13 protein-coding genes and 1 tRNA gene are annotated in these 13,138 nt (G+C 70.8%); 9 read left to right on the top strand and 5 right to left on the bottom strand.

Annotated features, from left to right (window positions below):
* Positions 1-275: 275 nt before the first annotated feature.
* Positions 276-363 (bottom strand) — tRNA-Leu (locus ACIA8E_RS21185).
* Positions 364-547: 184 nt separating this feature from the next.
* Between ACIA8E_RS21185 and ACIA8E_RS21180 the strand changes: the two genes are divergently transcribed.
* The 3 genes from ACIA8E_RS21180 (at position 548) to ACIA8E_RS21170 (ending at position 3,174) form a co-directional block, all read left to right on the top strand.
* A complete protein-coding gene (locus ACIA8E_RS21180) occupies positions 548-1,873 on the top strand; it encodes a M20/M25/M40 family metallo-hydrolase (RefSeq protein WP_399300356.1) in 1,326 nt (441 codons plus the stop codon).
* A gap of 142 nt (positions 1,874-2,015) precedes the next feature.
* The gene (gene chpH, locus ACIA8E_RS21175; protein ID WP_030918339.1) at positions 2,016-2,249 is read left to right on the top strand and encodes a chaplin ChpH; all 234 of its coding nucleotides are present in this window, start codon (positions 2,016-2,018) and stop codon (positions 2,247-2,249) included.
* A gap of 139 nt (positions 2,250-2,388) precedes the next feature.
* On the top strand, positions 2,389-3,174 hold the full coding sequence (locus tag ACIA8E_RS21170; protein ID WP_399300352.1) for a chaplin: 786 nt from the start codon (positions 2,389-2,391) through the stop codon (positions 3,172-3,174).
* A gap of 69 nt (positions 3,175-3,243) precedes the next feature.
* On the opposite strand, the gene ACIA8E_RS21165 is transcribed toward ACIA8E_RS21170, so the two are convergent.
* Complete coding sequence (locus ACIA8E_RS21165; protein WP_030918345.1) at positions 3,244-3,432, bottom strand: DUF5703 family protein; 189 nt, start codon at positions 3,430-3,432, stop codon at positions 3,244-3,246.
* A 47-nt stretch (positions 3,433-3,479) separates the two neighbouring features.
* Between ACIA8E_RS21165 and ACIA8E_RS21160 the strand changes: the two genes are divergently transcribed.
* Positions 3,480-4,139, top strand: a complete 660-nt coding sequence (locus ACIA8E_RS21160) for a hypothetical protein (protein WP_399300349.1) — start codon at positions 3,480-3,482, stop codon at positions 4,137-4,139.
* A 61-nt stretch (positions 4,140-4,200) separates the two neighbouring features.
* Here the strand turns inward: ACIA8E_RS21160 and ACIA8E_RS21155 are convergent, their stop codons facing one another.
* Both ACIA8E_RS21155 and ACIA8E_RS21150 read right to left on the bottom strand, forming a co-directional pair.
* Positions 4,201-6,444, bottom strand: a complete 2,244-nt coding sequence (locus ACIA8E_RS21155; protein ID WP_399300346.1) for an ATP-dependent RecD-like DNA helicase — start codon at positions 6,442-6,444, stop codon at positions 4,201-4,203.
* Positions 6,441-7,424, bottom strand: a complete 984-nt coding sequence (locus ACIA8E_RS21150) for an aldo/keto reductase (protein WP_030968430.1) — start codon at positions 7,422-7,424, stop codon at positions 6,441-6,443. The genes ACIA8E_RS21155 and ACIA8E_RS21150 overlap by 4 nt, the downstream gene beginning before the upstream one ends.
* Before the next feature lie 140 nt (positions 7,425-7,564).
* Here ACIA8E_RS21150 and ACIA8E_RS21145 point away from each other — a divergent pair, with 140 nt between their 5' ends.
* Together ACIA8E_RS21145 and ACIA8E_RS21140 are read left to right on the top strand one after the other, a co-directional pair.
* Positions 7,565-8,614: an LLM class F420-dependent oxidoreductase gene (locus ACIA8E_RS21145; RefSeq protein ID WP_399300342.1), complete on the top strand. Its 1,050-nt coding sequence runs from the start codon at positions 7,565-7,567 to the stop codon at positions 8,612-8,614.
* Between the two features lie 198 nt (positions 8,615-8,812).
* Complete coding sequence (locus ACIA8E_RS21140) at positions 8,813-9,601, top strand: ferritin-like domain-containing protein (protein ID WP_399300340.1); 789 nt, start codon at positions 8,813-8,815, stop codon at positions 9,599-9,601.
* A 46-nt stretch (positions 9,602-9,647) separates the two neighbouring features.
* Here the strand turns inward: ACIA8E_RS21140 and corA are convergent, their stop codons facing one another.
* Positions 9,648-10,643, bottom strand: coding sequence for a magnesium/cobalt transporter CorA (corA, locus tag ACIA8E_RS21135; RefSeq protein ID WP_399300337.1), 996 nt, complete (start codon positions 10,641-10,643; stop codon positions 9,648-9,650).
* Between the two features lie 60 nt (positions 10,644-10,703).
* On the opposite strand from corA, the gene ACIA8E_RS21130 reads away from it, so the two are divergent.
* The 3 genes from ACIA8E_RS21130 to ACIA8E_RS21120 all read left to right on the top strand — a co-directional run bounded on the left by ACIA8E_RS21130 (position 10,704) and on the right by ACIA8E_RS21120 (position 12,910).
* A complete protein-coding gene (locus ACIA8E_RS21130) occupies positions 10,704-11,402 on the top strand; it encodes a histidine phosphatase family protein (protein WP_399300334.1) in 699 nt (232 codons plus the stop codon).
* A 108-nt stretch (positions 11,403-11,510) separates the two neighbouring features.
* On the top strand, positions 11,511-12,101 hold the full coding sequence (locus tag ACIA8E_RS21125; protein WP_399300331.1) for a DUF3090 domain-containing protein: 591 nt from the start codon (positions 11,511-11,513) through the stop codon (positions 12,099-12,101).
* Entirely contained in the window at positions 12,065-12,910 is an 846-nt protein-coding gene (locus ACIA8E_RS21120) for an SCO1664 family protein (protein ID WP_399300328.1), read from the top strand. Before ACIA8E_RS21125 ends, ACIA8E_RS21120 begins: the two co-directional genes overlap by 37 nt.
* The last annotated feature ends 228 nt before the right edge of the window (positions 12,911-13,138 follow it).

The following is a 13,138-nucleotide window of genomic DNA, read 5'->3' as shown; positions in this document are numbered from 1 at the left end:
GCGTGCAGCTGCAAGGCGGAGGAAGGAGCCCACGCGGAGCGTCGGCGACTGACGACAACGCCGCAGATGTGCGTGCCAGACCCCGCGAGCCCAGCATGATCCAAACGAAAGACCCTAGCCGTCCTCCTGGCTCCCGCCTCCACCGATCGCCCCGCTGTGCCACCCGCTCCGGAGCAGTGGTGACACCGGCGTAGCACCACAAAAAAGCAGATGCGGATCGAGTTGGTACTCGATCCGCATCTGCTCCGTCTTCCTGCACAAAAGGGGAAGACCGCTGGTGTCCGAGGGGGGACTTGAACCCCCACGCCCGATAAAGGGCACTAGCACCTCAAGCTAGCGCGTCTGCCATTCCGCCACCCGGACAAGGTGTCTGTCTCGCGGGCCGTGCCCGTTCCGACGTGGAAAACAATAGCAAACATTCGGAGGTGCTCGATCACGCCACTGGCCGTGCGAAAGGCGCATGAAGGGGGGACGGGCGGCCTTGGGTGAGCGGGCCCGGCGCGGGAGGATGGGCGGGAGCACCAGGGTGACAGTGGAAGGAAGCAGTGTGAGCGAGACGAACACGGTCGGCGGCCCGTCCGGCGAGGACGAGGTCGTGGACCTCTGCCGCGAGCTGATCCGGATCGACACCAGCAACTACGGAGACCACTCGGGCCCGGGAGAACGGGTGGCCGCCGAGTACATCGCCGAGAAGCTCGCCGAGGTCGGGCTCGAACCGAAGATCTTCGAATCCCACAAGGGCCGTGCCTCGACCGTGGCCCGGATCGAGGGCGAGGACCCGTCGAGGCCCGCGCTGCTCATCCACGGCCACACCGACGTCGTGCCGGCCAATGCCCAGGACTGGACGCACGACCCGTTCTCGGGCGAGATCGCGGACGGCTGTGTGTGGGGGCGCGGCGCGGTCGACATGAAGGACATGGACGCGATGACCCTCGCGGTCGTCCGCGACCGGATGCGCAGCGGCCGCAAGCCCCCGCGCGACATCGTGCTGGCATTCCTGGCCGACGAGGAGGCCGGTGGTACGTACGGTGCGCGGTATCTCGTCGACAAGCAACCGGACCTCTTCGACGGCGTCAGCGAGGCGATCGGTGAGGTCGGCGGCTTCTCCTTCACGGTCAACGAGAAGCTCCGGCTCTATCTCGTCGAGACGGCCGAGAAGGGCATGCACTGGATGAAGCTCACCGTGGACGGCACCGCCGGGCACGGCTCGATGACCAACGACGACAACGCGATCACCGAGCTCTGCGAGGCCGTCGGGCGGCTCGGGAGGCACAAGTGGCCGGTCAGGGTGACCAAGACCGTACGGTCCTTCCTCGACGAGCTGTCCGACGCGCTCGGCACCCCGCTCGACCCGGAGGACATGGACGCCACGCTTGCCAAGCTCGGCGGCATCGCCAAGATGATCGGCGCCACCCTGCGCAACTCGGCCGCCCCGACCATGCTGGGCGCCGGGTACAAGGTGAACGTGATCCCCGGCCAGGCCGTCGCCCATGTCGACGGCCGCTTCCTGCCCGGCTTCGAGGACGAGTTCCTGGCCGACCTGGACCGGATCCTCGGCCCGCGGGTGAGGCGCGAGGACGTGCACGGCGACAAGGCGCTGGAGACCAGCTTCGACGGTTCCCTGGTCGATGCCATGCAGGTCGCGCTGAAGGCGGAGGACCCGATCGCCCGCGCGGTCCCGTACATGCTCTCCGGCGGCACCGACGCCAAGTCCTTCGACGACCTCGGCATCCGCTGCTTCGGATTCGCGCCGCTGAAGCTGCCGCCGGAGCTCGACTTCGCGGGCATGTTCCACGGTGTGGACGAGCGAGTGCCGGTCGACGGTCTGAAATTCGGTGTGCGGGTGCTCGACCGTTTCATCGACAACTGCTGAATCATCACGCCGGTAATCGCCAGCGTGTGCGTACGTGACCGGAACGAGTGAAAGGAACCATACGCTCGTAGCCCCATTACTTCTTCCTCGTTACAGGTGATGCGGTCCGCGGCTGGGGCCGCATTGCCAACTAGGAGGAATAATGATCAAGAAGGTCGTCGCTGCTGCGGCAGTCACTGGTGGTCTGGTGCTCGCGGGTGCGGGCATGGCCGTCGCCGACTCGGGCGCGCAGGGTGCCGCTGTCGGGAGCCCCGGTGTGATCTCGGGCAACACGATCCAGGTTCCCGTGCACGTGCCGGTGAACGTGTGCGGCAACACGATCTCCGTGATCGGGCTGCTCAACCCCGCCTTCGGCAACGGCTGCGTCAACGGCTGATGTTGTGCATCAACCCGTAAGGGTTTGAGCCCGGTCGGCCCCGGGGTGCACGCCATGCACTCCGGGGCCGACCAGGCACTCCGCCCCCCGCACGGTCGAGTCCGGGGGTTTTCCGGAAGGTAGAAGGCAGGAACAACCTATGCGACAGGTCACGCGTAAAGGCCTGATCACCATGGCGGCAGCGGGCGGAGTGCTCGCGCTGAGTGGTGGCTATGCGCACGCCGACGCGGGAGCGACCGGCGACGCATCGAATTCCCCGGGGGTGCTGTCAGGGAATTCGATCGAGATCCCGGTCCACGTACCGGTCAATGCATGCGGTAACTCCGTGAGTGTCGTCGGACTGCTCAATCCCGCAGCCGGAAACGCTTGCGGAAGCGGTTCGGGAAGTAGTTCGGGAAGCGCGACTTCGAGCCGACACGGCTCGGCCGCCCCCGCATCGGGCAGCCAGGCATCGAACCACAGGGCCCAGGACCCGTCGGCAGTCGACCTCGGGCCGGGAACCGGCAAGCACCGGGCCGTCGGCAGCGGCAGCAGGGACGGGGCGACCGCTGAGGGGTACACGCAGGGCTCGCCCGGCATCCTCTCGGGCAACACCGTCCAGGCGCCCATCGACATCCCCGTGAACGCCTGCGGGAACAGCATCACCATCGGCGGACTCCTCAGCCCGTCCTCCGGCAACAGCTGCGAGAACGACCCGGACGTCGCACCACCGCCGGTCAGGCATGTCACCCCGGGCAAGCCCACCCCGCCGATGGGGCTCACAGGGTTCGGAGTGCCCACCGCTCCGAATGCACCCGAGCCCCAGACGATCGAGCTCGCACACACCGGAGCGGGCGGGCTCGACCTGCTCGTCCCGGCGAGCGCGGGCCTGCTGCTGGCGGGCGCGGGCACGGTGCTGTACCGCCGCTCCCGCATGTCCGCGTAGCGGCAGGACGAACACGGGCACAGGCGGAACGAAACGAGCGGGCCCCGCGGATGCGGGGCCCGCTCCGTCTTACCAGGTGGCCCGTAGCTGGCGGATGATCCGTCGGCGCAGCCGCACCCTGCGGCTGCCGTCACGGCGCAGCGTCAGTCGGTCCAATTCCCAGTGCCCGTACTCGGCATGGTCGGTCAGCAGGCGGGCCGTCTCCTTCCGGGACACCCCGCGCGGCACGTACACGTCGACAAATTCGTATTCCGGCATCGCATCTATTGTGCGGGCAGAGGCTGTGTACGGATAGCGTCTGCACTATGTCTGATGCTGCGCAGCCCACCGCTGCCGAGGTACGCGCCGCCGCCGATGCCGTCAAAGCCGCGCTCGACCATCACCTCGAGGCGGTCGAGCGCCGGTCCGGGGACGACGACCCGGCCGTCTACGACGCGTTCAACGCACTGGCCGCTGCGGCCGAGGTCTACGACGAACTCCTCTACGACCGCTACGACGAGGTCACCCCCTTCGAGATCCCCGGCGTCGACGACTCCATGCCGCCGTACGCCGGCCCCGAGGAGCCGAACGCCCTCAGCGTGCTGATCCGCCGTGACTACGCGGTGGTGGAGCCGCCCCGGCTGCTCGCGCAGGCGCAGCGGATCGTCGACGCGGATCCGGGCGACCGCGGCAGTGGGACCGACGCTGCGGCCGGAACCAGTGTCCATGCGGCGCTCGGTGTGCTCTTCGGCGAGTACGAACCGGACGAGATCGCCTCCCGGCATCAGGAGTTCGGCCTGGAGGAGGGCGACTCCACCCTCTGGGTCTCGGCGGCCGAGGAGCTGCCCGAGGCGGGGGAGTGGCTCAGCGCCCCCTTCGACGAGGCCGACCCGCAGCTGGTGGTCTGCCGCTTCGACGTCAGCTCCGTCTTCGACGAGGACGACCTCGACGAGGAGCTGGACGACCTGGCGACCGACAGCTCCTGATCCCGTCGCCGACGGAGCCGGAGGACCGACGTCGTGTGCGGCCCTCCGGTCCTCCGGTCGTCTAGACCGTGGCCGTCGGCAGCGCCTCCAGCAGGGAGCGCAGCCGGGTCGTGCGGTCCTGGGACGGGGACTGGGCCACCGCGCGCGGCAGCGCCTGGTCCACCCCGTGCACCACGGACAGATGCCGCTCCCCACGGCTGAACGCGGTGTACACCCACGCCCGGCTCAGACCCTGTGCGGCGTCACCGGGCAGCACGACGACCACCGCCGGCCACCGCATCCCGGCCGCCTGGTGGGCGCTGAGGGCCCAGCCGTGGCGTACCGACGACTCCACCCGCTCCTGCGGTACGACGACCGGCGTGCCCGCGCAGTCCAGATGCAGGCCCTCGGCGTCGGCCGAGACGACCACACCGGGGACCGTCCTGCCGGGCGTCGGGATGTGCACGACCCGGTCGCCAGGGTCGAAGCCGCCGAACCGTCCGGGGCCGGTGTTCAGCCGCTGCTTGAGCGCTGCGTTGAGCGCCCGGGTGCCCGCCGGGCCGCCGTGCCCGACGGTGATCACCTGTGTGTCCGCCGACGGTACGCCGATGGCGCGCGGCACCGAGTCGGCGACCAGCTGCACGGTGCGGTGCACCGCCTCGCCCGCGTCGTGCACAGGGACGATGACCACTTCCTTGCCGGGCGCTTCCACCTGGTTCAGCTCGCCGATGCCGATACCGGAGACCAGCTCGCCGATCGGACCGGGATCCGGTGTACGGGAGACCACCTGCGGGCACGCGCGGGCGGCCAGCACATCCGCGAACACCCGGCCCGCACCCGCCGAGCCCAGCACTCCCGGATCGCCGCTCAGCACCAGCCGGGTGCCGTCGGCGAGGGACTCCACCAGGATCGCGGCCGTCTCGACATCCAGCTGCGGGGCGTCCAGCACTACCAGCAGGTCGACGGCGATCGCCCCGTCCTCGTCCCGGCCGGGGCCCTCCGCGCCGGAGAGCAGCCCGGCGAGGGTGACGGCCGCCGACGGGTCGTCGAGCGCCTCGGCCAGCCGCCGCCTGCCGTCCACGCTGTGGGTGGCGCCGACGGCCCGCAGGCCGAGGGAGAGGGCGGCGATGATCAGAGCGGCGGGTTCGGCCCTGGCCGCCTCACCGCCGGTGTGCGCGACGAGACCACCGGCCGCGACGGTGCGGATCAGCTCGGCCGCCGAGGGGGAACCGGCGGCCGCGGCCGCCTCCGACCAGTCGGCATCCTTCTCACCGGCGTTGACCAGCCGCGCCAGACCGTCGGCGAGACTCTCCTCGGCGAGCGCGTACCGGTCGAGGCCGAGCAGCACCTGCGGCGGCTCCTGCCCGACGCTGTCCTCGGCCTGCTCGCCGGATTCCGAGAGCTCCTCCGTCCCTTCGTCGGCCGGCTCGTCCAGACCCTCCTGGAACACCAGCACGACGCCCTCGGCGACAGCGTGCTGCACGGCTGCCTCGGGGTCGGTCACCGCACACTCGGCGAGTGCGGCCCGCACGCCGGAGGCGTCCAGCGCGGTATGCCCCTGCAGCGCGGCGCGCTCCAGCAGCCAGCCGACCAGCGCCGCCGTCCGCCGCTCGTCGTCCGGACCACAGGCGGCGCCCAGCAGCGCTCGCGCGAAGCCGTCGGCCTGCTCGGGCCGGACGCCGGCGACGGCCAGCAGCTGCCACGGGTCCTCACGCAGCACGTCGGCCGCCTGAGCGCCGAGCGTCTGTGCCGCCGGGCCCGCCAGAGCCTCCGGCGCCCCGCCCTCGGCCAGCACGGCCGACACCGCGGCCAGCGCCTCCGCGGAGGCGCCCTGCGGAGCCCGGACCGGCTCGGATGCACGGGGGCGTACCGGTGCGGGTGCGGGAGCGACCCGGCGGGGGGCGGGCGCGGGGGCGTCGAAGAACGCCGCACCGGGCTTCTCGCCGCTCTCCACGGCGCGCACCGCCGCCAGCAGATCGGCGGCCGGGCCGCTCAGCTTGGTGCCGGCCGCGATGGGACCGCCCTTCTCGGCCTTGCGCTTCTCGATCCGCTCCCGCAACTCACGCTGGGCAGCGAGCTCAGCCTCGGCCTCGGAGAGCGCGGCGGCGGCCGCCTCGCCGTCGGCCGTGTCGGTGGAGTCCGCTGCGCCGGCCGCGTCCGTCCCGTCCGTCTCCTCCGCCTCGGGGGCCGTGTCCGCCGCGCTCGCGTCGCCTCCCACGTCCTCGGCGGACGGGTCGGATGCGGCGGCAGCGGGGTCCGCGACAACGGTGTCGTCGTCGGCGGCGGCCGAGGGGCCGGGGGTTTCCCCCCGGGGAAGCGCAGTCACAGCGTGCTCCAGTCCTGGTCGGGATAGCGGTGCACGGGCGCCGACACATCGTCGAGCGCCTGGCAGATCTCGTCAGGAAGACTAAGCGCCTCCACTGACAATGCCTCCGTGAGCTGCTGCGCGTTGCGCGCGCCGACGATCGGGGCCACCACTCCCGGCCGGTCCCGGACCCAGGCGAGCGCCACCTGCAGGGCCGTCGTGGCCAGACCGTCGGCCGCCGTCGCCACCGCGTCCACGATGCGGCTCGCCGGGTCGTCGAGATACGGCTCGACGAACGGGGCCAGCAGCTCCGAGGCGCCGCGAGAGTCCGCCGGAGTGCCTGTCCGGTACTTGCCGGTCAGCACCCCCCGGCCCAGCGGGGACGACGGCAGCAGCCCCACGCCCAGATCGAGCGCGGCCGGCAGCACCTCGCGCTCCACGCCCCGCTGCAGCAGTGAGTACTCCATCTGCGTACTGGCCAGCCGGGTGCGCACCCCGGGCGAGGCGAGCTGCCAGGTCGCCGCCTTGGCCAGCTGCCAGCCGCAGAAGTTGGACACACCGGCGTACCGGGCGCGGCCGGTCGACACCGCCAGGTCGACCGCCTGAAGGGTCTCCTCCAGCGGAGTCACCGGGTCGAAGGCGTGCACCTGCCACAAGTCCACGTAATCCGTACCGAGCCGCTCCAGCGAGGCGTCCAACGCGGCCAGCAGATGCCCGCGCGAGCCGTTGAAACGGCGGTACGGGTCGGCCACGCTGCCCGCTTTCGTGGCGATGACCAGATCGTGCCGAGGCACCAGCCCCTCGACGAGCCGCCCCAGCAGGTACTCGGCCTCGCCGCCGCCGTACACATCGGCTGTGTCGACCAGCGTGCCGCCCGCCTCCCAGAAGGCCTTCAGCTGTTCGGCAGCGTCGTGCTCGTCGGTGTCCCGGCCCCAGGTGAGGGTGCCGAGCCCGATCCGGGACACTCGAAGGCCGGTGCGGCCGAGATGCCTCTGCTCCATGGGCGCTGAGATTACTGGCCAGAGCCCCACTCGGCGGAAGCCTGTGGACAACCCGGGGGCCAAGTCGCCCTGCCGGATCCCGTTGCCGCGCGCTAGAGTCCCCGGCACAGGGACGTTACTGATCAGTAAGGGGAGCGGCTATGCGGCTCGGCATCAATCTCGGTTACTGGGGCGCGGGAATGGACGGCGACAACCTCGCCGTCGCCCAGGAGGCCGACCAGCTCGGCTACGACGTCTGCTGGGCGGCCGAGGCGTACGGCTCCGACGCCCCGACTGTACTGACCTGGGTCGCAGCCCAGACCGAGTCCATCGACGTCGGCTCCGCCATCATGCAGATCCCGGCCCGCCAGCCGGCCATGACGGCGATGACCGCCGCCACCCTCGACTCGCTCTCCGGCGGCAGGTTCCGCCTCGGCCTCGGCGTGTCGGGACCGCAGGTCTCCGAGGGCTGGTACGGCGTCAAGTTCGACAAGCCGCTGGCCCGCACCCGTGAGTACGTGGAGATCGTCCGCCGGGCGATGTCCCGCGAGCGGCTCTCGTACGAGGGCGAGCACTGGACGCTCCCGCTCCCGGACGGTCCGGGCAAGCCCATCAAGCTGACCGTCCACCCGCAGCGCGAGCACATTCCGCTGTACATCGCCGCGATCGGCCCGAAGAACCTGGAGCAGACCGGCGAGATCGCCGACGGTGCGCTGCTGATCTTCCCGTCCGCCGAACACCTCGAGGACACCGCCGTGAAGCACCTGCGGGCGGGCCGCGAGAAGGCCGGGAAGACCATGGAGGGCTTCGACGTCTGCCCGACGCTGCCGCTGGCCGTCGGTGACGACATCAACGGGCTCGCCGACATGTTCCGCCCGTACACCGCGCTGTATGTCGGCGGCATGGGCAGCCGCAAGCAGAACTTCTACAATCAGCTCGCCCAGCGCATGGGGTACGAGAAGGAAGCCGCCGAGATCCAGGACAAGTACCTGTCCGGCGACAAGAACGGCGCCGCGGCCGCCGTGCCGCACCAGCTGATCGACCAGACCACACTGCTCGGTCCGGTCGAGCGGATCGCCGAGCGGATGCAGGCCTACGCCGCCGCCGGTGTCACCACGCTGACCCTCGCCCCGGCCGGCTTCACGCTCGATGAGCGGCTCGCCGCCCTGCGCGCCGGTACGGACGCCCTAGAGCTGTCCGGCCTCGCGTAACCACCTGAGCGGACAGCACTACGGCCGTGGTGGGGGCTCGGGGGTCTTCCCCGCCACGGCCGTTACGCAGCACAACGCGCCACGCCGTCATCGGTTACGCTCCGCCCGTTCGGCCCTGTCGAACCGGACTCCGGTTGCCGACTTCCCGGTACCGCATTTGACTTTCCTTCTGCGGTCACCGGCACGGAGGCGCCAGCGATGCTCTCGGCAAAGAACCTGTTCCAGGAGATCCTCGACAACGACGAGTCGTTCCGGCTCTTCTGCTCGATTGCCGCCGGCGGAGAGTCCCAGGGTGGCTGGGAGAACGGCCGCATCGCGGCCCTCGCCCCCGAGAGTCAGCGCGCCCTGGTCCCCAAGATCGCCCGGCACGGCGCCGACGAGGACAAGCACGGCCGGATCTTCAACGCACTGCTGAAGAGGCGCGGGCTTCGGCCGGTCGAGGTGCCGCACGAGACCGACTACACGATGCTCCTGGAGCAGCACGGCATCGGCCTCGCCCACGAGCAGCTGAAGCGCGACGAACCGCTCACCGAGCAGGACATCATCACGTATCTCGCGCACAGCAGAGTCACCGAGCAACGCGCCTCCGAACAGATGGCACTGCTCCTCAGGTACTTCGCCGACCACTCCGACCTGGGCCGCGCGGTGAAGATGATCTCGAACGACGAGGACAACCATCTGTCCTACTGCCACGAGGAGTTGCTCCGCCTCGCCCGGTCCGGACACGGCCGTACGATCCAGCGCATCCTGCAGGAGTGCGCGCTCACCGAGATCCGGGTGTATCGCGACGTCAGCCTCGCCGTGATGGACCACATGGGGCGCATCCTGGGCTGGCCCAGGGCCAAGGCGGCGGTGCTGGCCGCCGCGATCCGCGGCGTCTACGCGTACGAACGCCTCGTCGGCTGGCGGCGCATGGTCGGCCTGGCACCGCCCGAACGGCCCGACGCGCTGGGCGGCCCCCCGGTCCCGGCGCCCGAGTACGCCTGAGCCGCGCAGCCCGGTCCTCGGGCCGCGTCGTGGGTCTGTTGTCGCCTCAGAGCCAGCCGCGGCGCTTGAACATGCGGTACAGGCCGAAGACCGCACAGCCCATCAGCACGATCACCGTCGGATACGTCCACACCCAGTGCAGCTCGGGCATGTGGTCGAAGTTCATGCCGTAGATCCCCGCCACCATGGTCGGAACGGCAGCCATGGCCGCCCAGGCCGAGATCTTCCGCATGTCGTCGTTCTGCCGCAGCCCCGTCTGCGCCAGATGTGCGGCCAGGATGTCGGAGAGCAGCCGGTCCAGCCCCTCCACGTGCTCGTTGGCGCGGGTCAGATGGTCGCTCACGTCCCGGAAGAACGGCTGCGAGTGCTCGTCGACGAACGGCACACTGGCGCCCGCCAGCCGGCCCATGGGCGCGCTCAGCGGGCCGGTGGCCCGGCGGAACTCCAGCACCTGCCGCTTAAAGGTGTAGATGCGCGACGCGGTGTTCTTGGTGTCCACGCTGCCGCTCGGTGCGAACACCTCGGCCTCCAGCTCCTCCAGGTCGACCTGGAGCTCGGCCGCCACACTGATGTAGTGGTCGACGACGGCGTCGCTGACCGCGTACAGCACCGCGGTCGGCCCGTGCCTGAGCACCTCCGGTTCGGCCTCCAGCCGGCGGCGTACCTCGGCGAGCGGCGCACTCTCCCCGTGCCGGACCGTCACGACGAACGAATCGCCTATGAAGAGCATCAGCTCGTCGGTGGTGACCGTGTCGCCTTCCGGCTCGTACACCACCGGCTTGATGACCGCGAAGAGGGAGTCGTCGTACACCTCCAGCTTGGGCCGCTGGTGTGCGCACAGCGCGTCCTCCACGGCCAGCGGGTGCAGCCCGAACTCGCTGCTGACGAGGTCGAACTCCTTCTCCGTGGGCTCGTGCAGCCCGATCCAGAGAAAAGCGTCCCCGGTGGCCCGTGCCTCGTCGAGGGCATCGGAGAAATCGGCGGGTCCGTCGGTACGACGCCCGTCCCGGTAGATGGCACAGTCCACAATCACGGCGCGCATTCTTCCCTGCTCCGGGCCCTGGCGCACCTTTCGGGGGAACGTCGGCCTACGCTGGCCGGTATGCCGACCCTGATCCTCGTACGCCACGGACGCTCCACCGCCAACACGGCCGGGGTGCTCGCGGGCCGGACCCCCGGTGTCGCGCTCGACGAGCGCGGCGCCGCGCAGGCCGCCGCGCTGCCCGGGCGACTCGCCTCACTGACCCTCGCCGCCGTCGTCAGCAGCCCCCTGCAGCGGTGCCGGGAGACGCTGCAGCCGCTGCTCGACGCCCGGCCCGGGCTGCCGCTGCACACCGAGGAGCGGATCAGCGAGTGCGACTACGGCGACTGGGCGGGGCGCAAGCTCGCGGAACTCACCGACGAGCCGCTGATGGCCGTCGTTCAGCAGCACCCTTCGGCCGCGGCGTTCCCTGGCGGGGAGTCGATGCGCGCCATGCAGGCGCGTGCCGTCGACGCGGTACGGGACTGGAACGCGCGGATCGAGGCCGAGCACGGCGACGGAGCCGTGTACGTCATGTGCTCGCACGGCGACATCATCAAGTCCCTCGTCGCCGACGCACTCGGGATGCACCTCGACCTCTTCCAACGGATCCAGGCCGAACCCTGCTCGGTCACCGCGATCCGCTACACCCGGCTGCGGCCCTTCCTGCTGCGGCTCGGCGACACCGGGGACTTCGCCTCGCTGGAGCCTCGCGAACAGAGTGCAGGCACCGATGCGGATACGGATGCGACGGTCGGGGGCGGCGCTGGGGCGCCGTGATCGCTTCGCGCAGTAGGGTGGACGCGCCGTAGGCGCCTCTCCGGGGGACTGACTTCCCGGACCCCCGGCCGCCCCTCATTTGCCGTCAATACTCAAGGGAGACAGGACGTGTCCCGTCAGGTGTTCCTCTTCGACCCCCCGGACCGTTTCGTGGCCGGTACGGTCGGGCTGCCTGGACGTCGTACGTTCTTCCTGCAGGCCTCCTCAGGCGGACGTGTCACCAGCGTGGCCCTGGAGAAGACCCAGGTCGCCGCCCTCGCCGAACGGATCGACGAACTCCTCGACGAGGTAGTGCGACGGACCGGCGGGAACTCACCGGTGCCCGCCGTGGCACCGATGGATGTCACCGACTCCGCGCCGCTCGACGTGCCCGTCGAGGAGGAGTTCCGGGTCGGCACCATGGCACTCGCCTGGGACGGCGAGGAGCAGCGCATGATCGTCGAGGCGCAGGCCCTAGTCGAGCTGGACGCGGACTCCGACGACGATCTCGCGGAGGCCGAGGAGCGGATGCTGCAGGACGAGGAGAACGGTCCGCCGATGCTCCGGGTCCGGCTCAGCGGCGCGCAGGCCCGCGCGTTCGCCAAGCGCGCCCTGGACGTCGTCAACGCCGGCCGTCCGCCGTGCCCGCTGTGCAGCCTGCCGCTCGACCCGGAAGGACATGTATGCCCGCGCCAGAACGGATACCGCCGGGGAGCCTGACGGACGCCGAGCTGGTCAACCTGCTCACCAAGGGGCAGCTCACCGTCCTCGGTCAGGTCCGGGGGGCGTCCAACGCGGTGCTCTACTGCACCGTCGCGTACGAGGGCGAGGAACGGACCTGCGTCTACAAGCCCGTCGCCGGGGAACGGCCGCTGTGGGACTTCCCCGACGGCACGCTCGCCCAGCGGGAGGTGGCCGCGTACGAGATCTCCGAGGCGATGGGGTGGGGGCTGGTGCCGCCGACCGTGCTGAGGGACGGGCCGTACGGGGAGGGCATGTGCCAGCTGTGGGTCGAGGCGCCTGCCGGGGAATCGACGGACGGCGACTCACCGCTGCTGGCGCTCGTCGAGGACGAGGAGCCGGCGGACGGGTGGAAGGCCGTCGCCCTCGCCGAGGTGGGCGAGGGGGAGACGGCCCTGCTGGTGCACGCGGACGATCCGCGGCTGCGGAGGCTCGCGGTGCTCGACGCGGTGATCAACAACGGTGACCGCAAGGGCGGCCACCTGCTGCCCGCGCCCGGCGGCCGGCTGTACGGCATCGACCACGGTGTGACATTCAACGCGGACGACAAGCTGCGGACGCTGCTGTGGGGGTGGGCGGGCGAGCCGTTGACGGCCGAGGCCGTCGAGGCGCTGGGGCGGCTGGCGGAGGAACTCGCACCGGGGACAGCCCTGGCCACTCGACTGGCGGAGCTGATCACAACGGCGGAGATCGATGCGTTGCGGGGGAGGGTGGAGGGGCTGCGGGTGGCGGGGCGGCACCCGCAGCCGAGTGGGGGGTGGCCGTCCATACCGTGGCCGCCGGTGTGACGGGCGAGACGTTGTTCTTCCCCTACCCGCCCCTTCCCGGAACCGGGGCTCCGCCCCGGACGCCGGTGTCCTGAAGCGCCGGACGGGCCGGGTTCTTCGGGGGCTCCGCCCTGGGCCCCGCTCCGCGAGCCGAGCGCCGGAGGGGCTGGGTCGGGACTGGCTGGAATCGGCGGTCGGGCTGAAACGGCAACATCGAGCCCGTCCGGCGACCGAGGACATTTTTTTCGT

It is taken from the genome of Streptomyces sp. NPDC051664 (genome assembly GCF_044453545.1).
Classification (GTDB): Bacteria; Actinomycetota; Actinomycetes; order Streptomycetales; family Streptomycetaceae; genus Streptomyces.
Note: the sequence above shows the minus strand (reverse complement) of the source record. Positions and strands in the feature narration are given on the sequence as shown.